The sequence below is a fragment of the Streptococcus sp. HMSC34B10 genome (assembly GCF_001839505.1).
GTDB lineage: Bacteria > Bacillota > Bacilli > Lactobacillales > Streptococcaceae > Streptococcus > Streptococcus peroris.
Genome location: NZ_KV841541.1, coordinates 49,624 through 68,936 on the forward strand (window position 1 = coordinate 49,624; position 19,313 = coordinate 68,936).

Here is a 19,313-nt window from a genome sequence, read left to right on the forward strand (position 1 = left end):
AATTACTGCTTTTTTGTTACACTAGATAGAAAGATTGTAGTAAGCAGAAATGGCTTTACACTGTGAATTCTGATGAATTTTCGAGTCATTTTACAAACTATCTAAAGGAGACATCATGGCAGACCGTGGCTTACTAATCGTTTTTTCAGGCCCTTCTGGAGTTGGAAAAGGAACGGTTAGGCGAGAAATTTTTGAGAGTTCTGAAAATCAATTCCAATATTCTGTATCTATGACAACACGGGCTCAACGTCCAGGTGAAGTAGACGGAGTCGACTATTTCTTCCGTACGCGTGAAGAATTTGAAGAATTGATACGTCAAGGACAGATGTTAGAGTATGCAGAGTATGTAGGTAACTACTATGGCACTCCTCTGACTTATGTTAATGAAACTCTTGATAAAGGAATTGACGTTTTTCTCGAAATTGAAGTGCAGGGAGCTCTCCAGGTTAAGAAAAAAGTTCCAGATGCAGTCTTTATTTTTTTGACACCACCAGATTTGGAAGAATTACAAGACCGTCTCGTAGGTCGTGGTACCGATAGCGCAGAAGTGATTGCCCAACGTATCGAAAAAGCCAAAGAAGAAATTGCTTTGATGCGTGAGTACGACTATGCCATTGTCAATGATCAGGTTCCTCTTGCTGCAGAACGTGTCAAACGTGTGATTGAAGCTGAACATTTCCGTGTCGATCGTGTCATCGGTCATTATCAGGATATGCTGCCAAAATCTCCAACAATTCGATAAAAATTAGAAAACAGGTACAAACAAATGATGCTTAAACCCTCTATTGATACCTTGCTTGACAAGGTCCCATCAAAATATTCACTCGTAATTTTAGAAGCAAAACGTGCCCATGAACTTGAATCTGGTGCACCTGCAACCCAAGAATTTAAATCCGAAAAATCAACTCTTCGTGCTTTGGAAGAAATTGAATCTGGGAATGTAACCATCCACCCAGATCCAGAAGGAAAACGCGAAGCTGTTCGTCGTCGAATCGAAGAAGAAAGACGATTGAGAGAAGAAGAAGAAAAGAAAATCAAAGAGCAAATCGCGAAAGAAAAAGAAGAAGGTGAAAAAATTTAAGGTTGGGGGGACTCAATCTTATTTTTTCTATTGCAAGAATACTCAATCAATTAAAAGGATTTAACTAGCGGAGGAGGTGAGGATATGACTATTGCAAAAATCATTGTGGATGTCCCCTTGATGCAGACGGACCAACCATACAGTTATAAGGTTCCTGAGGAATTTGCAGGGATGCTGGAAGTCGGTATGCGAGTTCACGTTCCCTTTGGAAAGGCCAATCGCTTGATTCAAGGGATCGTACTTGGAATGGAGTCTCAATCTGATGCAGATGTGGCAGACGAAGATTTGAAAGAGATTGCCGAGGTGCTGGACTTTTCTCCTGTCTTAACGGAGGAACAACTCTGGTTGGCCGAAGAACTACGTAAGTCAGTCTTCTCATACAAAATTTCTATCTTAAAAGCCATGCTCCCTGGATTTTTGAACTCTAGTTATGATAAAATCCTCTATCCTCTGGAAGGCTTGAGTCAGGAAGATAAAGAGCGATTGTTCGGTTCGCAAGAATCTCTAGCCTTTTCATCTCTCGACCTAGAAAAGCAGGCTGAGATGATGCGATTGACTCGAAAAGGACTCTTGAAGCTAGAGTATCAGGCTGTAGACCAGAAGAAGGTCAAAACACAGTCTTGGGTTCAAGTGAATCTTGATAAATTAGAAAAGCTAGAAATCTCAAATCGTGCCAAGAAGAAATTGGAACTGCGAGAATATTTATTAGCACATCTTGAAACAGTTCCATTAGCTGATTTGTTAAAACATTACTCACGCGAACAAATTAACTTCTTTGTGGAACATGGTGCAATCACCATGGTGCAAAAGGAAGTCCAGCGCTCAGCTGCCTACTTTGAAGGAATCGAGTCAAATCAAGCCTTAGAGTTAAACCCAGAGCAAAAAGAAGCCTGTGAGGCGGTTGTTGGAGCGATTGGAAAGAAACATCCTCCATTTCTTCTACAAGGAATCACTGGAAGTGGGAAAACCGAGGTTTACCTGCAGATTATCCAAGGTGCCTTGGATATGGGAAAAACAGCGATTGTTCTTGTACCAGAGATCTCTCTGACACCTCAAATGACCGAGCGCTTTATTGCTCGTTTTGGTGAGCAAGTTGCCATCCTCCACTCAGGCTTGTCCAACGGTGAAAAGTACGACGAATGGCGCAAGGTGGAGCGTGGAGATGCTCAGGTAGTCGTTGGGGCTAGATCTGCTATTTTCGCTCCTTTGAAAGATTTAGGCGTTATCATTATCGATGAAGAGCATGAGGCTAGTTACAAGCAAGACAGCAATCCGCGTTATCATGCTAGGGATGTGGCTATTTTACGAGCTCAGTACAATCGAGCTGCCCTAGTCCTTGGTTCTGCAACACCAAGTCTAGAAAGCCGTGCGCGTGCTGGCAAGGGTGTTTATCAGCATTTGCGCCTGACTAAACGTGCCAATCCTTTAGCAAGTGTTCCTGAAGTTCAACTGATTGACTTCCGTGATTACATCGGGCAGAATGAAACATCAAACTTTACACCTCCTCTGATTGAGGCCATTCAAGATCGCCTGGCTAAAAAAGAGCAGGTTGTTCTCATGCTCAATCGCCGTGGTTATTCTAGCTTTGTCATGTGTCGGGAATGTGGGACTGTTGATACATGTCCTAACTGTGATATCTCCTTGACGCTACACATGGATACCAAAACCATGAACTGCCATTATTGTGGCTTTTCGAAGGAAATTCCACATGTCTGTCCAAACTGTCAGAGTCGTAGCATTCGTTATTATGGAACAGGGACTCAAAAGGCCTATGATGAGCTAACAGAACTCTTTCCAGAGGCACGCATTCTACGCATGGATGTGGATACAACTCGTAAGAAGGGCAGTCACCAAACTCTACTAGACCAGTTCGGAAAAGGAGAGGCAGATATTTTACTGGGGACACAGATGATTGCCAAGGGATTGGATTTTCCAAATGTGACCTTGGTTGGTGTTCTCAATGCGGATACAGCCTTGAATCTACCTGACTTCCGTTCTTCTGAGAGGACTTTCCAACTCTTGACACAGGTAGCCGGTCGTGCCGGTCGCGCTGAAAAAGCAGGTCAGGTCTTGATTCAGTCCTATAATCCTAATCATTATGCCATTCGTTTTGCAAAGGATCAGGACTACGAAGGTTTTTATGCCTATGAAATGGGAATCAGACGTCAGTTGGGTTACCCACCTTATTATTTCACTATTGGTATTACCTTGTCTCAGAAGAAAGAAGAAGAGGTTATCAAACGTGCTTATCAAGTCATGGAAATTTTGCGGTCAGGTTTATCGGATGCTAGTATCATCCTTGGACCAACGCCTAAACCTATTGCTCGCACTCATAACCTCTATCATTACCAAATTTTGATTAAATACCGTTTAGAAGATGAGTTGGCTTCTACCCTTAATCAGGTCTTAGCTCTAACTCAAGAACGAGAAAATAGCGAACTTCGTCTCAGTATTGACCACGAACCACAACAATTTTTATAAAAGGAGAAAAGATGACAAAACTAATCTTTATGGGAACGCCTGACTTTTCAGCGACCGTTTTAAAGGGCCTTTTGACAGATGATCGCTACGAGATTGTTGCGGTTGTAACTCAGCCAGACCGTGCTGTCGGCCGTAAAAAAGTTATCCACGAAACCCCGGTTAAACAAGCAGCCAAAGAGGCAGGACTTCCTATCTACCAACCTGAAAAATTATCGGGTAGTCCAGAGATGGAAGCTATCATGAATTTGGGAGCTGATGGGATTGTGACTGCAGCTTTTGGGCAATTTCTCCCAAGCAAACTTCTTGATAGCATGGATTTTGCAGTCAACGTTCATGCTTCTCTTCTTCCTAAACATCGTGGTGGTGCTCCTATTCATTATGCCTTGATTCAAGGTGATAAAGAGGCAGGAGTGACCATTATGGAAATGGTCAAGGAAATGGATGCAGGAGACATGATTTCTCGTCGCAGTATTCCCATTACCGATGAGGACAATGTTGGAACTTTGTTTGAAAAATTGGCCATTGTCGGTCGTGATTTGCTTTTGGATACCCTCCCCGCTTATATAGCTGGTGAAATTCAGCCAGAACCGCAAGATCCAAGCCAAGTAACTTTTTCACCAAATATCAAACCAGAGGAAGAAAAATTGGACTGGAACAAGAGCAATCGTCAACTTTTCAACCAAATCCGTGGGTTGAATCCATGGCCAGTTTCCCACACTTTTCTAAAGGGAGAACGCTTCAAAATCTATGAAGCCCTGCCAGTAGAAGGTAATGGAAATCCGGGTGAGATTATCTCTATCGGTAAAAAAGAATTAATCATCGCAACTGCAGAAGGGGCTCTGTCTCTCAAACAGGTTCAACCAGCAGGAAAACCTAAAATGGACATTGCTTCTTTCCTCAACGGCGTGGGACGAAGTTTGGCAGTAGGAGTACGCTTTGGTGAATAAAGTAGAAACGGCTAGAAGTCTAGCTTTAGAGGTATTGGAGGACGTTCTTGTCAATCAAGCTTACTCAAATATCACCTTAAATAAACACCTTAAGGGAAGCCAATTGTCAGTAGTTGACAAAGGTTTGGTGACAGAGCTGGTGTATGGTACCGTAGCTCGAAAACTCACATTAGAGTGGTATATTTCTCACTTTATTGAGGATAGAGACAAGCTAGACAAATGGCTCTATGTTTTGCTTCTCATGAGCGTCTACCAACTCCAATACTTGGATAAGCTTCCTGATCATGCAGTGGTCAATGAAGCGGTAGAAATTGCAAAATCTCGTAAGAAAGGCAGTGAAAAACTTGTCAATGCTGTTTTGCGCCGTATTTTGCGTGAGGGTTTGCCAGATATTACTAGTATCAAACGTAAAAATAAGCGTGATTCTATCGCCTACTCTTTGCCAGTGTGGTTAGTTTCTAAGCTCAAGGAAGAGTATGGAGAAGAGCGAGCGCAAGCGATTTTTGAAAGTCTTTTGCAACGGAATAAAGCCAGTATCCGAGTGACAGATTTGAGCCGAAAAGAGGAAATCAAAAAATTGCTCGGTGCAAGTGATTCCATTTTGTCGGTTGCAGGTTTGGTCAAAGAGCAGGGGCATTTTGCAGGCCATGACTTATTTTCAGAGGGACTTATTACCATCCAAGATGAATCTAGTCAGTTAGTAGCGCCAACACTCGCATTACAAGGAGATGAGCAAGTTTTAGATGCTTGTGCAGCTCCTGGTGGGAAAACGGCTCATATAGCTTCTTATCTCACAGTGGGTCAAGTCACAGCTCTGGATCTCTATGACCACAAACTCACCTTAATTCAAGAGAATGCAGAACGTTTAGGCGTAGCAGACCGTGTACAAACGCAGAAACTGGATGCTCGAAAAGTGCATGAATTTTTTGGTGAGGATCAATTTGATAAGATTCTAGTTGACGCCCCTTGCTCGGGGATTGGACTTTTGCGTCGGAAACCAGATATCAAATACAACAAAGACACAGCTGATTTCGCGTCATTACAGGAAATTCAGTTGGAAATATTAGGTAGTGTTTGTCAAACGCTACGTAAAGGTGGTATAATAACTTATAGTACCTGCACTATTGTCTCTGAGGAGAACTTTCAAGTGGTTCAAGCATTTTTAGAAAGTCATCCAGAGTTCGAGCAGGTTAAACTAGAACACGAATGCAAGGATATCCTAAAAGATGGCTGCATCCTCATTACTCCAGAATTGTACGGAAGTGATGGATTCTTTATCAGCCAATTTCGTAAGATATCCAATTAGGAAGGAACTGACACAATGGAAATTTCATTATTAACAGATGTGGGTCAGAAACGTACAAATAATCAAGACTATGTCAATCTTTTTGTCAACCGTGCCGGTCGTACGATGATTATCTTGGCTGACGGGATGGGAGGACACCGAGCAGGTAATATTGCCAGTGAGATGGCAGTTACGGACTTAGGTGTTGCCTGGGTAGATACTCAGATCGATACCGTGAATGAAGTTCGTGAATGGTTTGCAGAACACCTAGAAATTGAAAATCAAAAGATTTATCAATTGGGGCGTGATGAAGCATATAAAGGGATGGGTACAACTCTAGAAGCCCTTGCAATCATTGATAATCAGGCTATTTATGCCCACATTGGAGATTCTCGTATCGGCTTGATTCGTGGTGAGGAATACCATCAATTAACAAGCGATCATTCTTTGGTGAATGAATTACTCAAGGCAGGTCAATTAACACCTGAAGAGGCCGAGTCTCATCCACAAAAGAATATTATTACCCAGTCTATCGGACAAAAAGATGAGATTCAACCAGATTTAGGGATTGTAAGCTTGGAGGCTGGTGATTATCTTGTTATGAATAGTGATGGCCTAACTAACATGATTTCAGGAAGCGAGATCTACGACATCGTGACAAGTGATATTCCACTTGATGACAAGGCAGAAACTTTGGTGCGTTTTGCAAACAATGCCGGAGGACTTGACAACATTACTGTTGCCTTGATTGCGATTGAGGAGGAATCAAAATGATTCAGATCGGCAAGATATTTGCCGGACGATATCGGATTATCAAACAAATTGGTCGTGGAGGCATGGCAGATGTCTACCTGGCTAAAGATTTGATTCTGGATGGGGAAGAAGTAGCAGTAAAGGTTCTAAGGACCAATTACCAGACTGACCCTATCGCTGTTGCACGTTTCCAGAGAGAAGCGCGTGCGATGGCGGACTTAGATCATCCTCATATCGTTCGAATTACGGATATCGGTGAAGAAGATGGTCAGCAGTACCTAGCTATGGAATATGTAGCGGGTCTTGACCTCAAACGCTATATCAAAGAACACTATCCTCTCTCAAACGAGGAAGCTGTTCGTATCATGGGGCAAATTCTTTTGGCTATGCGTTTGGCACATGCTAAAGGCATTGTTCACCGTGATTTAAAACCACAAAATATTCTTTTGACTCCTGATGGCACTGCAAAAGTTACAGACTTTGGGATTGCAGTGGCCTTTGCGGAAACTAGTTTGACACAGACCAACTCCATGTTAGGTTCTGTCCACTATCTATCACCTGAGCAGGCGCGTGGTTCTAAAGCGACTGTACAGAGTGATATCTATGCAATGGGAATCATTTTCTTTGAAATGTTGACGGGACATATTCCTTATGATGGAGATAGTGCCGTTACTATTGCACTTCAGCATTTCCAAAAACCTCTTCCATCTGTTATAGCTGAAAATCCTTCAGTCCCACAATCGTTGGAAAATGTAGTTATTAAAGCGACGGCTAAAAAGTTAACAGACCGTTATCAAACAGTTTCAGAGATGTATGTGGATTTATTAAGCAGTTTATCCAATAATCGTCGCAATGAGCCAAAGTTGGTATTTGATGATTCAAGTAAGGTTGATACAAAAACCTTACCAAAGATTCCTCAGTCTACTTTAACTTCAATTCCTAAGGTACAACAGCCAGTTGATCGTCCTCAGACACAAAAACCAAATAAAAAGGCAACAAGTAAAGAAGTTGCTCCAAAACCAGTCAAGAAACGTCGTTTTAGAGCAAGATACTTAGTGCTTTTAGCTAGCTTTGTACTTGTTTTAGCTTCTCTCTTCTGGATTATATCAAAGACACCAGCTACTGTTGAAATTCCAAAAGTCGCTGGTCAAACCGTCGCTGAAGCTAAGGAAAACCTTAAAAAAGCGAATTTTGAAATTGGTGAGGAAAAGACAGAAGCGAGTGATACGGTAGAAGAGGGACGAGTTATTCGAACAGATCCAGATGCTGGTTCAGCTCGCAAGGAAGGGACTAAAGTCAATCTCATCGTCTCTTCAGGTAAACAATCATTTAAGATTGGAAACTATATTGGACGCAAATCTACTGATGTTAAAGCAGAGTTGAAAGAGAAAAAAGTTCCTGAAAATCTGATTAAGATTGAGGAAGAAGAGTCCAACGAATTCGAAGTCGGTACAATCATGAAACAAAGTTTACCGGAGGGAACAACTTACGATCTCAGCAAGGCAACACAGATTGTCTTGACTGTAGCCAAAGAGAAGACGACCATGACCATGCCAAACTATGTTGGATATAGTCTTGAAGTTGCTAAAAAAGATCTTAATAGTAGGGGTATTACTAATATTGAGATAAAAGAAGTGGATACTGTACAAGAAAAGATTAGTGAAGGAGAGGTTGCGCAACAAATTCCCGCACCAAATGGTAAATTAGATATAAATAACCCGATCGTTAAATTATATATTTATAAACCTAAAACAACGACAACAAATCCTACCATCAGCAATCCTAACCGTGCAGAAACATCTCCACAGTCTAATCAAACTACCTCAAATCCATCAGGTGGACATTGAGGGGATAACTAATCAATCTTTGTCACAGTTTTTGTGACAAAGATTTTTTTTCCTCCGAATTTATGATAAAATAAAAGGGAGTTTTGAAAGGAGGGAAACATGGACGAATCTAAAAAGCTGAATGCAGTTATTGATGTCATCATGCTAGCAGGAACGATACTGCTTCGAAATGGATCTGAGATTTATCGTGTTGAAGATACCATGATTCGGATTGCTCATTCACAGGGTATCATGGATTGTAATGTTTTAGCTATGCCTGCAGCCATTTTTTTCTCCATTGAAAATACAAATATTTCTCGAATGAAGCGAGTAACCTCTTCGGCTTACAATATTGAGAAGGTTTGTGATGTCAATCAAATTTCAAGGCAACTTGTGTCAGGGCAGATTGATTTGGAAACAGCTTTTAATCAACTAAAGGAATTGAATGCCAAAGCATCTCCCTACACCAATGTTCAGTTAACTATTGCAGCAACACTCAGTGCCCCCTTCTTTTCAATTATGTTTGGTGGGAATCCCTACGATGCCATTGGAGCAGGGGTGGCGACCTTATTTGCCTTCACTTTTTCTCTCTATGTAGAAAAGTTTATTCGCATTCCTTTTATGACAGCTTTTGCAGGAGCTCTGGTCTTTGGCCTGATTGCACAATTTTGGGCGCGTTATTCTGGCTTGCCATCTACAGCTGATTTAGTCATTGCTGGTGCGGTCATGCCATTTGTACCTGGGATTGCCCTGACAAATGCTGTTCGAGATATTATGACCAATCACATTAACTCTGGTATGAGCAAGATGTTTGAATCCTTGCTGATTACCCTTGCCTTAGGGGCTGGAACATCAGTCGCCCTTGTACTCATGAACTAATATGACAGTAGCAACATTTTTATTGCAAGCTCTAGCAAGTCTGCTTGCCATTATCACTTTTTTAATCGTTTTAAATGTCCAACGTTCTATGCTTGTCCCTGGTGGAGTTTTAGGAATGTCTATCTGGCTACTCTATCTATTACTCAAGGAGCCAACTAATGTTATTTTGGCGACCTTTATTGCTGCTGTAATTGGTTCTTGTATCAGTCAGATTATGAGTATTCTCTACAAAACACCAGCCGTTGTTTTTGCTTTAGCAATACTGGCACCACTAGTACCAGGTTATCTGTCTTATCGAACGACTTCCTTCTTTGTGACAGCTGACTTTAGCCATGCTATTTCTAGTGCCATGCTAGTCATGATGTTAGCCCTTGTTATTTCCATAGGGATGGCAAGTGGAACAGTTTTATTGAAATTGTATAATTATCTTAGAAAGGGTCGAGCTAGCTAAGACTTGATTTTTTCTTGGCTCTACATTTTAGAGAGTTAGTATAGAAAAATGGGATAAGATTTTAAACACAAACTTGATTTGGGGATTCAAGTCTTTTTTCGCTCATTTGACCTTAATTGTGATAAAATAGGGTGAGCGAATTTTTACAATGAATGATAAAAATAGAGGTAAATATGACAATCGGTATTGATAAGATTGGTTTTGCAACCAGTCAATACGTTTTGAAATTACAAGATCTAGCAGAAACCCGAGGAATTGATCCTGAAAAATTGAGTAAAGGGCTACTTTTAAAAGAATTGAGTATTGCTCCTTTGACAGAGGATATTGTGACATTGGCGGCTAGTGCAGGAAATTCAATCCTGACTGAAGAAGATAAGCAAGAGATTGATATGGTTATCGTAGCGACAGAATCTGGAGTCGATCAGAGTAAAGCAGCTGCGGTTTTTGTACATGGTTTGCTTGGAATTCAACCATTTGCTCGTAGTTTTGAAATCAAGGAAGCTTGCTATGGCGCAACTGCGGCACTTCACTATGCTAAGTTACATGTAGAAAATTCTCCAAAATCAAAAGTTTTAGTACTTGCCAGTGATATTGCAAGATATGGGGTCGAAACTCCTGGGGAACCAACTCAAGGTGCAGGTTGTGTTGCTATGTTGATTAGCCAAAATCCACGTATTATGGTTTTCAATAACGATAACGTTGCGCAAACTCGTGATATTATGGATTTTTGGCGTCCAAATTATTCAACGACACCATTTGTAAATGGGGTCTACTCAACGCAACAGTATCTTGACAGCCTAAAAACGACTTGGGTAGAGTATCAAAAACGTTATGAATGTAGCCTGGATGATTTTGAAGCAGTATGTTTCCATTTACCATATCCCAAGCTGGCTCTCAAAGGATTGAAAAAAATCCTTGATAAGTCCTTGCCTCAAGAGAAGAAAGATGTGTTGCAAAAACACTTTGATGAGTCTATTATTTATAGCCAAAAAGTTGGAAATATCTATACTGGTTCACTCTTCTTAGGTTTACTATCTCTGTTGGAAAACGCAGACAGCCTTAAAGCTGGGGATAAGATTGCTCTCTACAGTTATGGTAGTGGTGCAGTATCCGAGTTCTTTAGTGTGGAATTAGTTGAAGGTTTTGAAAAGCAGTTGCAGAAAAATCGCCTAGCACTTCTAGATAGACGCCAAGCTTTGAGTGTTGCCGATTATGAACGAATGTTCTTTGAAGAAGCGAAATTGGATGATTCAGGTTCTGCGACGATGTCAGGTTATGAGGGACAAGATTTTGCCCTCGTTGAGATTGTAGATCACCAACGTCGCTACAGCAAGGTCGAAAAATAATGAAAAAAAATTGGAATGGATTTGCTAAAAAATCTACCGAAGAGCGCCTGGAGCTAGTAAAAGCTCAGGCGCTCACTTCTCTAGAAGCCCAACAAAGTTTAGAGCGAAATGAAAACCTCAGTCTAGCAGTCGCGGACCAGCTGAGTGAAAATGTAGTGGGTACCTTCTCCCTTCCTTACTCAGTAGTTCCAGAAGTTCTGGTAAACAGTCAGGAGTACACAGTCCCTTACGTGACAGAAGAACCCTCTGTTGTTGCTGCAGCTAGTTTTGCTAATAAAATTATTAAACGGGCAGGGGGCTTTACTGCTCAGGTTCACCAACGACAAATGATTGGTCAGGTTGCCCTTTACAATGTTCCAGATGAAGAGCAGGCTCGTCAAAATATTCTTGATAAAAAAGCAAGTCTCCTTGAAATGGCTAATCGAGCTTATCCCTCTATTGTAAAACGAGGCGGTGGTGCGCGTGATTTACATGTGGAGCAGATTTCTGGAGAAACAGACTTTTTAGTGGTTTATCTTCATGTGGACACCCAGGAAGCCATGGGGGCCAATATGCTCAATACCATGCTTGAAGCTTTGAAACCTAGCTTAGAAGAGTTAAGCCAAGGACAAAGTTTGATGGGGATTTTGTCAAATTACGCAACGGATTCTCTAGTGACAGCCACTTGTCGCCTTGGTTTTCGTTATCTGAGTCGTCAAAAGGATGAGGCGCGAGAGTTAGCCCAAAAAATGGTTCTCGCTAGTCAATTTGCTCAGGCTGATCCCTATCGAGCAGCCACCCATAACAAGGGAATTTTCAATGGGATTGATGCCCTCTTAATTGCTACTGGAAATGACTGGCGAGCTATCGAGGCGGGTGCTCATGCTTATGCAAGTCGCGATGGTAGCTATCGAGGTCTCAGTCGTTGGACCATAGATTTAGAAACCGAAGAGTTAGTTGGAGAAATGACACTTCCAATGCCAGTTGCAACCAAGGGCGGCTCTATTGGTCTCAACCCTCGTGTTGTGCTTAGTCATGAATTACTCGGTCATCCAACTGCTAAAGAATTAGCTCAAATCATAGTATCTATGGGGTTGGCCCAAAACTTTGCAGCTCTCAAGGCCTTGGTGAGTACAGGTATTCAGTATGGACATATGAAATTACAAGCCAAGTCCTTAGCTCTCTTAGCAGGAGCCGGAGAATCAGAAGTCTCTCAGCTAGTAGCAAAATTGATTACTGAAAAAATTTTTAATCTTGAAAAAGCACAGGAACTTTTATATGAAATACGTTCCTCCACAAAAGAAAACTCAGACAAATAAAGTCTGAGTTTTTTAATGCTATTAAATGCTTTTCCCTGGTAAGAGGGTGACGGGTAAAAAGTAACCAGTTGTTGCTACTTTTTTGCCATCAATCTTTTGTAGTAGTAACTCAACGCACAAAAAGGCGATTTCTTCTAGAGGTTGCTTAACAGTTGTTAATTGTGGGTAATAATTTTCAATAAAGTAAGTGCCATCATAGCCGATGACCTTGAGTTGGTCTGGAACAGAAATTCCAAGCTCTTTTGCGATGTTGATGATTAAAATAGCAGTCAAATCATCTGAAGCAAAAATGGCATCTGGTTTTTGCTGAGTAAGGATGTTTTTTATTTCCATTTCCTTCCTTACAGGTGAAAAGTCACTAGAAACATTGATGATAGGAGCGTCCGGTAAAATTGAAGCAAATCCAGCGTGACGGAGTCCCGTTGGAGAATTGGAGTTATCGTTTCCGGTAATCATGATGATGTCCTTAGCTCCAGTTTTGACTAGAGTCTGGGCTGCCAGGACGCCCCCTCCATAGTTATCGGAAGATACGACAGGAATATCAGGAGAAAGGTTTCGGTCAAAGGAAATGATAGGTGCTGTAACTCGGTTGTAGTCTTCGATTCCTAGGTTGTGACTTCCTGAAATAATGCCGTCGACTTGATTAGCCTCTAGCATCTCAATGTATTCTCGCTCCTTTTCAGAGTCGTGCTCGCAATTACAGATAATCGTTTTATACCCTTTTTTAAAGAGTTCATGCTCGAGTTTATCAATCAATTCCGCATAGAAAACATGACGTATATTAGGGAAGATTAAACCGATTAGTTTAGCGGATTTACCTTGAAGACTACGAGCCAGGTTATTGGGTTTATAGCCCAGCTCACGCATAGCATCATTGACCTTTTGAATAGTTTTCTCTGAAAGATAGCCCTTTTTATTAATCACACGTGAGACGGTAGTTGGGCTGACGCCTGCTAATTTTGCGACATCAGTTAGTTTTGCGACCATAATCTAATTCATAGTAAGTTCCAGTTGGATTTCCAGACTTAATCAAAATTCCATTTTGATCCTCATGTGGGAAAACACGACCAGAAAATACTTTTTCTCCTTTATTGATGAAAATTTCAAAGACAGAGTTGTCGATGAAGATAGTTACAGTAGTAGCTTGGTTGTCAATTGAACATGAGCGAGTCGTTCCAAATTCTTGAGCATATTGCTCACCTGCTTGACTGCGATCAACAATTACTTGACCATTGACAAGGTCAAAGTTGATAGAAAGTCCCTTGCCATCCTTATCAGCAAGAAGAACGATTTCACTTTGACTATTAGTTTCTAGGTTAAACTCAAGTTCGTAGGTGTTTTTGGTTTCAGAACGATTTGAAAATTCTTCTTCTGAAGCTCGGAGGTCCTGGATAGCTGCTACAGGATACTGATAGAGTTTGCCATCCTTGATTGTAAGTTCTTTGACCAATGAGAAAGTTCCCTGATGATCGAAACGATCAGATGGGTAAGAAACATCTGGTAGGCCAAGCCAACTAACAGCAAGAGCACGTCCATCAGGAGCATTAAAGGCCTGAGTAGCGTAGGCTTCAAATCCATAGTCAAGGTTGTGAAGTTCTGATACATCTACCATACGAGCATTTTCTGGGTCAAAGGAAGCACCAATTTTATACATATTTGGATAGATGTTATCATAGTCAAGAACCTTTTTATCCAAACCTTGTGGACAGTAGAGAAGGACAGGCTGTTCTCCAACAAAGACAAGATTTGGACACTCCATCATGTAGGCAGTGCGGTCATTGTTAAAGTCAAGGTCACCAACTTCTTGCCAGTTTTTATAATCATTATTGACAGCCTTATAGAGACGGACAAAGCCTTTTTTCTCCAAGTCTTGACCACCAACAATAGCGTAGTATTGACCTTTGAAGTTAAAAATTTGTGGATCGCGGAAGTGGTCAGTAGCATCAGCAGGTTGATCAATCAAGACCTTGTCAATCTTTTCAATCTTACCGTCTTTATCCATCAAGGCACCAATCTGGTAAGGGTGGCGTACCCAATTTTCATCACGGACATTTCCAGTATAAAAGAGGAACAATTGATCCCCAAACTGCATAGCAGAACCAGAGTATGCGCCATGACTATCAAGAGGTGTATCAGGCAAAAGTTTCACTCCTGTTTCCTTAAAGTGAATGAGATCATTACTTTCAAGTTGTACCCAAGATTTCAAACCATGAGCTGCACCAAAGGGGAAGTTTTGGTAAAAGACAATCCACTTACCATCAAAATAAGAAAAGCCGTTTGGGTCGTTGAGGAGACCTTCCTTTGGCTCAATGTGATAGCTGACATGCCATGGGGATTGTGCCATCTTTTCTTGGATTTCTTTTCTTTCTTCTTGTGTCCAATCTTCATAACGTCTGTAACGACGTTCAGTAGTCCATTCCATTTCTATTTCCTCCATAAATTCTACTATCTTAATAGTAAACGTTTCCTTATAAAAAAGCAAGTCTTTCACACTAAATTTAAGAAAAAAATGTCAAACGGTTGACAGAGTTCAGAAACGAAATTTTATAAAAATTGATGAAAATATGAAAGTTTTTGAAAACTTTAAAGTAAAAACCTTGAATTCAGAGGATGTTTACTGCTATGTTAATGAAAAAATAGCAAAAACAATCAAAATCGGAGAATTGACAAAATTTTTTCTGCAAAACGCTTGACATATTTTTTAAACGTGATAGAATAATATTCGTAGGGCGGATAAAATCGCTTTCAAACAAGAACAAAATTTTTTATAAGGAGATTTTTGCAAATGACGAATACAGAAATTGCAAAAAAAGTCATCGAAGCCTTGGGCGGACGTGAGAATGTTAACAGTGTAGCCCACTGTGCAACTCGCCTACGTGTTATGGTGAAAGATGAAGCGAAGATCAACAAAGATGCTATCGAGAGCTTGGAAAAAGTTCAAGGTGCTTTCTTTAACTCAGGTCAATACCAAATTATCTTTGGTACTGGTACAGTAAACAAGATGTACGATGAAGTCGTAGCTCTTGGTTTGCCAACATCATCTAAGGATGAGATGAAGGCAGAAGCTGCTAAACAAGGAAATTGGTTCCAACGTGCTATCCGTACTTTCGGTGACGTATTTGTACCAATTATTCCAGTTATCGTAGCAACGGGTCTCTTCATGGGTGTTCGTGGTCTCTTGAACGCTCTTGGAATGACGCTTCCAGAGGATGTAACAATTTATACTCAAATCTTGACTGACACAGCCTTTATCATCTTGCCAGGTTTGGTTGTTTGGTCAACCTTCCGTGTATTCGGTGGTAACCCAGCCGTTGGTATCGTTCTTGGTATGATGCTCGTTTCAGGTTCACTTCCAAATGCCTGGGCTGTTGCTTCTGGTGGAGAAGTAACTGCTATGAACTTCTTCGGATTTATCCCAGTTGTTGGTTTGCAAGGTTCAGTTCTTCCAGCCTTCATCATCGGGGTTGTCGGAGCTAAATTTGAAAAAGCTGTTCGTAAAGTGGTTCCAGATGTACTTGATCTCTTGGTAACACCATTCGTAACACTCCTCGTAATGTCAATTCTTGGTTTGTTTGTTATCGGACCAGTCTTCCACGTTGTTGAAAACTATATCCTTCTTGGAACAAAAGCTATCCTTAACTTGCCATTTGGACTTGGTGGTTTCTTGATTGGTGGAGTTCACCAATTAATCGTCGTATCAGGTGTTCACCATATCTTCAACTTGCTTGAAGTTCAATTACTTGCTGCTGACCATGCTAACCCATTCAACGCTATCATCACAGCTGCCATGACTGCTCAAGGTGCTGCGACAGTAGCCGTTGGTGTGAAAACTAAAAATCCTAAACTTAAAACACTTGCTTTCCCAGCTGCTCTTTCTGCCTTCCTTGGTATTACTGAGCCTGCTATCTTCGGGGTTAACTTACGTTACCGTAAGCCATTCTTCCTTTCATTGATTGCTGGTGCAGTCGGTGGTGGATTGGCATCTATCCTTGGACTCGCTGGTACTGGTAATGGTATCACAATCATCCCTGGTACAATGCTTTACATTGGTAACGGACAACTTGCACAATACCTTCTTATGGTAGCTGTATCATTTGCACTTGGTTTTGCACTTACTTACATGTTTGGCTACGAAGATGAAGTAGAAGAAGTTTCAGGAGCAATTTCTGAAGCTGAAACTGACCGTTTAACAGAGGAAGCAGTGACTGGTACTGTTGTTGCACCTAGCGAAGGTATCATCCAAACACCAATCGTTGGTGATGTAGTTGCCCTTTCAGATGTCAATGACCCAGTCTTCTCAAGTGGAGCTATGGGACAAGGTATCGCTGTAAAACCTAGCCAAGATGTTGTTTACGCACCAGCTGATGCTGAAGTGACAATCGTCTTTCCAACTGGGCATGCTTATGGTTTGAGAACATCTAACGGTGCTGAAATCTTGATTCACGTTGGTATCGACACTGTTTCAATGAACGGTGAAGGCTTCAACCATAAAGTTGCTCAAGGTGACAAGGTTAAAGCTGGAGATGTTCTTGGAACATTTGACTCTGCTAAGATTGCTGCTGCAGGTCTTGATAACACAACAATGGTTATCGTGACGAACACTGCTGACTTTGCTTCAGTAAATCCAGTTGCTTCTGGATCAGTTGCTAAGGGAGATGTAATCATCGAAGTTGAAGCTTAATAGATTCATAAAAACGAACGAATGTCATGTTTGTTCGTTTTTCTTGAATGGTAAAATTTACAGAAGAAAATCTGAAATATAGAGTAACTTTCATTCTGGAAAATGCTATAATAGAAAAATAAATACAAGAGGTTTGTCATGACAAAATTATATGGAAGCTTGGAAGCAGGTGGTACGAAATTTGTCTGTGCTGTCGGTGATGAAAACTTTAACGTTGTAGAAAAAGTACAATTTCCAACAACAACTCCTATCGAGACAATCGATAAAACCATCGAATTCTTTTCAAAATTCGATAATCTTGCAGGACTTGCCATTGGTTCATTTGGTCCTATAGATATCGATAAAAACTCTAAAACCTATGGTTTTATCACAACAACTCCAAAATCTCACTGGGCAAATGTTGACTTGCTTGGTGCCCTTCGTCGCGCTTTAAATGTACCAATGTACTTCACAACAGACGTAAATAGCTCTGCCTACGGTGAAGTGGTTGCTCGTAATAATGCTGGTAGTCGTATCGAAAACTTGGTTTATTACACAATCGGTACAGGTATCGGTGCTGGAGTTATCCAGCGTGGGGAATTTATTGGTGGTGTTGGCCACCCTGAGATGGGGCACTACTATGTGGCAAAACACCCAATGGATGTTGAAAAAGAATTTAACGGTGTATGTCCTTTCCATAAAGGTTGTTTGGAAGGGCTTGCAGCTGGCCCAAGCTTGGAAGCTCGCACAGGAACTCGTGGTGAAAACATTGAACTGAATAGTTCTGTTTGGGATGTTCAAGCTTACTATATTGCTCAAGCTGCAGTAAACGCAACTGTAACTTTCCGTCCAGACGTTATCGTATTTGGTGGTGGGGTTATGGCTCAACAACACATGCTTGACCGTGTCCGTGAGAAATTCACATCCTTGCTCAATGGTTACCTACCAGTTCCAGATGTGCGCGACTATATCGTGACTCCAGCTGTTGCTGGCAATGGTTCAGCTACACTAGGAAACTTCGTTCTTGCTAAGAGCATTGCAAAATAAGAATATAAAAACTCCCAACTGAGAAAGTTGGGAGTTTTGCTTTAGTCTTTTTCTATTTTTGTTTCCTGATGGAAAATATTTTGCCAAGTTTCATGACGGCGCCAGATACTGGTATGAATGGTATCGCCGACTTGGTAGCGGATGAGTTTAGTCTTTTGACTGATAGAAGTTAAATGAAGCTCCTTGATAGCAGAGGTTAATTCTTTTTCAGCCTTATAGGCATCCTTGTCCAGTTCTTGCCCGTCTTGGCGGATATAAATGAAGTCTTCAGTCAATAACTCTTCCAGTTGATTTCCTTGGTCGATTAGTTGCTCTCTCATGAGCAATTTTTTATAGACATTATCTAGAATTTCATCCTCAGGGATTGGTGCTGGTTCGATATGAATGTCTGTATCAAAGACACCAAATTGTTCTGTCAGCATAGATTCGACCTGGTCCGCAATTTCGTGACTTTCAAAAACAGACAGATCTGGGTTCATCTCAAGTGTGATGTCCAGATAAATATTGCTTCCGTAGGTACGACCGCGTTGTGATTTGACCTTGCTAATCTTAGGAATTTCCATGATAGCCTTTTGGTAATCTTCGAGCAAATGCTCATCAAAACCATCTGAAAGACTGAAGGATGACTCAATAAAAATGTCATAGGCTGTTTTGAGGATAAAGAAGGTGATGATAATCGCAACCAACTTATCCACGATTGGATAGTTAAAACTACTAGCCAGGATAGCAATAGAAGTTCCAAGAGATGTCACGGCATCTGACAGATTGTCCTTAGCTGCAGCCTTGAGGGCTTTTGATTTAGCTTGCTTACTCAGATGGGTATTGTAGAGATAAACGGCGAACATGATGAAAGCAGAGATGACTCCCAGAGTCGCACCAAGTGGGTCAATGACCGTTTGTTCTTGGCTGAGTATTTTTTGGATGGTATCACGCAGAACATCAAAGCCAACGTAAAACATAATGATGGAAGTGATGAGACTTGCCAAATCCTCTATTTTCCAGTGGCCGAAGCGATGATCTCTATCTGCCGGTTGGCGAGCCAAGCGAATCCCGATTAGGAGGGCCACGTTTCCAACAATATCTGAAACGTTGTTAAAACCATCAGCTACCAAACTGGATGAATGGAGGAGGTGTCCGGTTGCTAACTTAGCTGCTGATAAGAAAAAGTAGGTCAAAATGCTGATAATGGCACCACGCTCAGCTAATTTCAAGTTTGAAACTGATTGATTCATCTAACTCTCTTTCTAGAATTTTTGTAT

Annotated in this window: 16 protein-coding genes; 13 read left to right on the top strand and 3 right to left on the bottom strand. The window is 41.2% G+C overall.

Annotated elements, in window-relative coordinates; genetic code table 11:
* The first annotated feature begins 115 nt into the window (after nt 1-115).
* The 11 genes from gmk (at nt 116) to HMPREF3237_RS00350 (ending at nt 12,347) form a co-directional block, all read left to right on the top strand.
* Nucleotides 116-742 (top strand): guanylate kinase, encoded by a 627-nt coding sequence (gene gmk / locus HMPREF3237_RS00300; protein ID WP_006145973.1) that lies wholly within the window; start codon nt 116-118, stop codon nt 740-742.
* A 24-nt stretch (nt 743-766) separates the two neighbouring features.
* On the top strand, nt 767-1,081 hold the full coding sequence (gene rpoZ, locus HMPREF3237_RS00305; protein ID WP_006145972.1) for a DNA-directed RNA polymerase subunit omega: 315 nt from the start codon (nt 767-769) through the stop codon (nt 1,079-1,081).
* Nucleotides 1,082-1,165: 84 nt separating this feature from the next.
* Nucleotides 1,166-3,562 carry a primosomal protein N' gene (locus HMPREF3237_RS00310; RefSeq protein ID WP_070888430.1) on the top strand — a complete coding sequence of 799 codons (2,397 nt, stop codon included), beginning with the start codon at nt 1,166-1,168 and terminating at the stop codon, nt 3,560-3,562.
* A gap of 11 nt (nt 3,563-3,573) precedes the next feature.
* Nucleotides 3,574-4,509, top strand: coding sequence for a methionyl-tRNA formyltransferase (fmt, locus tag HMPREF3237_RS00315; protein ID WP_070888431.1), 936 nt, complete (start codon nt 3,574-3,576; stop codon nt 4,507-4,509).
* Nucleotides 4,502-5,815 (top strand): 16S rRNA (cytosine(967)-C(5))-methyltransferase RsmB, encoded by a 1,314-nt coding sequence (gene rsmB / locus HMPREF3237_RS00320; protein ID WP_070888432.1) that lies wholly within the window; start codon nt 4,502-4,504, stop codon nt 5,813-5,815. The genes fmt and rsmB overlap by 8 nt, the downstream gene beginning before the upstream one ends.
* Before the next feature lie 15 nt (nt 5,816-5,830).
* Complete coding sequence (locus tag HMPREF3237_RS00325) at nt 5,831-6,568, top strand: Stp1/IreP family PP2C-type Ser/Thr phosphatase (protein WP_070888433.1); 738 nt, start codon at nt 5,831-5,833, stop codon at nt 6,566-6,568.
* Complete coding sequence (pknB, locus tag HMPREF3237_RS00330) at nt 6,565-8,394, top strand: Stk1 family PASTA domain-containing Ser/Thr kinase (protein ID WP_070888434.1); 1,830 nt, start codon at nt 6,565-6,567, stop codon at nt 8,392-8,394. The genes HMPREF3237_RS00325 and pknB overlap by 4 nt, the downstream gene beginning before the upstream one ends.
* Before the next feature lie 99 nt (nt 8,395-8,493).
* Nucleotides 8,494-9,252, top strand: coding sequence for a threonine/serine exporter family protein (locus HMPREF3237_RS00335; RefSeq protein WP_006145966.1), 759 nt, complete (start codon nt 8,494-8,496; stop codon nt 9,250-9,252).
* A gap of 1 nt (nt 9,253) precedes the next feature.
* The gene (locus tag HMPREF3237_RS00340) at nt 9,254-9,703 is read left to right on the top strand and encodes a threonine/serine exporter family protein (RefSeq protein WP_070888435.1); all 450 of its coding nucleotides are present in this window, start codon (nt 9,254-9,256) and stop codon (nt 9,701-9,703) included.
* A 173-nt stretch (nt 9,704-9,876) separates the two neighbouring features.
* Nucleotides 9,877-11,049 (top strand): hydroxymethylglutaryl-CoA synthase, encoded by a 1,173-nt coding sequence (locus HMPREF3237_RS00345; protein ID WP_070888436.1) that lies wholly within the window; start codon nt 9,877-9,879, stop codon nt 11,047-11,049.
* Nucleotides 11,049-12,347 (top strand): hydroxymethylglutaryl-CoA reductase, degradative, encoded by a 1,299-nt coding sequence (locus tag HMPREF3237_RS00350; protein ID WP_070888437.1) that lies wholly within the window; start codon nt 11,049-11,051, stop codon nt 12,345-12,347. Before HMPREF3237_RS00345 ends, HMPREF3237_RS00350 begins: the two co-directional genes overlap by 1 nt.
* Before the next feature lie 21 nt (nt 12,348-12,368).
* Here the strand turns inward: HMPREF3237_RS00350 and HMPREF3237_RS00355 are convergent, their stop codons facing one another.
* Together HMPREF3237_RS00355 and HMPREF3237_RS00360 are read right to left on the bottom strand one after the other, a co-directional pair.
* Complete coding sequence (locus HMPREF3237_RS00355) at nt 12,369-13,334, bottom strand: LacI family DNA-binding transcriptional regulator (RefSeq protein ID WP_070888438.1); 966 nt, start codon at nt 13,332-13,334, stop codon at nt 12,369-12,371.
* Entirely contained in the window at nt 13,315-14,769 is a 1,455-nt protein-coding gene (locus HMPREF3237_RS00360) for a sucrose-6-phosphate hydrolase (RefSeq protein ID WP_070888439.1), read from the bottom strand. The genes HMPREF3237_RS00355 and HMPREF3237_RS00360 overlap by 20 nt, the downstream gene beginning before the upstream one ends.
* Before the next feature lie 363 nt (nt 14,770-15,132).
* On the opposite strand from HMPREF3237_RS00360, the gene HMPREF3237_RS00365 reads away from it, so the two are divergent.
* On the top strand, nt 15,133-17,028 hold the full coding sequence (locus tag HMPREF3237_RS00365) for a sucrose-specific PTS transporter subunit IIBC (RefSeq protein ID WP_070888440.1): 1,896 nt from the start codon (nt 15,133-15,135) through the stop codon (nt 17,026-17,028).
* A gap of 138 nt (nt 17,029-17,166) precedes the next feature.
* Complete coding sequence (gene scrK / locus HMPREF3237_RS00370; RefSeq protein ID WP_070888441.1) at nt 17,167-18,054, top strand: fructokinase ScrK; 888 nt, start codon at nt 17,167-17,169, stop codon at nt 18,052-18,054.
* A gap of 41 nt (nt 18,055-18,095) precedes the next feature.
* Here the strand turns inward: scrK and HMPREF3237_RS00375 are convergent, their stop codons facing one another.
* Complete coding sequence (locus HMPREF3237_RS00375; protein ID WP_070888442.1) at nt 18,096-19,286, bottom strand: cation diffusion facilitator family transporter; 1,191 nt, start codon at nt 19,284-19,286, stop codon at nt 18,096-18,098.
* Between the last annotated feature and the right edge of the window lie 27 nt (nt 19,287-19,313).

Excerpts from the sequence above, each read along its gene's own strand:
- pknB (WP_070888434.1), top strand. The coding sequence starts at position 6,565 with ATGATTCAGATCGGCAAGATATTTGCCGGACGATATCGGATTATCAAA.
- HMPREF3237_RS00325 (WP_070888433.1), top strand. The coding sequence starts at position 5,831 with ATGGAAATTTCATTATTAACAGATGTGGGTCAGAAACGTACAAATAAT.
- fmt (WP_070888431.1), top strand. The coding sequence starts at position 3,574 with ATGACAAAACTAATCTTTATGGGAACGCCTGACTTTTCAGCGACCGTT.
- HMPREF3237_RS00335 (WP_006145966.1), top strand. The coding sequence starts at position 8,494 with ATGGACGAATCTAAAAAGCTGAATGCAGTTATTGATGTCATCATGCTA.
- rpoZ (WP_006145972.1), top strand. The coding sequence starts at position 767 with ATGATGCTTAAACCCTCTATTGATACCTTGCTTGACAAGGTCCCATCA.
- HMPREF3237_RS00345 (WP_070888436.1), top strand. The coding sequence starts at position 9,877 with ATGACAATCGGTATTGATAAGATTGGTTTTGCAACCAGTCAATACGTT.
- HMPREF3237_RS00340 (WP_070888435.1), top strand. The coding sequence starts at position 9,254 with ATGACAGTAGCAACATTTTTATTGCAAGCTCTAGCAAGTCTGCTTGCC.
- HMPREF3237_RS00310 (WP_070888430.1), top strand. The coding sequence starts at position 1,166 with ATGACTATTGCAAAAATCATTGTGGATGTCCCCTTGATGCAGACGGAC.
- HMPREF3237_RS00365 (WP_070888440.1), top strand. The coding sequence starts at position 15,133 with ATGACGAATACAGAAATTGCAAAAAAAGTCATCGAAGCCTTGGGCGGA.
- HMPREF3237_RS00350 (WP_070888437.1), top strand. The coding sequence starts at position 11,049 with ATGAAAAAAAATTGGAATGGATTTGCTAAAAAATCTACCGAAGAGCGC.
- scrK (WP_070888441.1), top strand. The coding sequence starts at position 17,167 with ATGACAAAATTATATGGAAGCTTGGAAGCAGGTGGTACGAAATTTGTC.
- HMPREF3237_RS00355 (WP_070888438.1), bottom strand. The coding sequence starts at position 13,334 with ATGGTCGCAAAACTAACTGATGTCGCAAAATTAGCAGGCGTCAGCCCA.
- HMPREF3237_RS00360 (WP_070888439.1), bottom strand. The coding sequence starts at position 14,769 with ATGGAATGGACTACTGAACGTCGTTACAGACGTTATGAAGATTGGACA.
- HMPREF3237_RS00375 (WP_070888442.1), bottom strand. The coding sequence starts at position 19,286 with ATGAATCAATCAGTTTCAAACTTGAAATTAGCTGAGCGTGGTGCCATT.
- gmk (WP_006145973.1), top strand. The coding sequence starts at position 116 with ATGGCAGACCGTGGCTTACTAATCGTTTTTTCAGGCCCTTCTGGAGTT.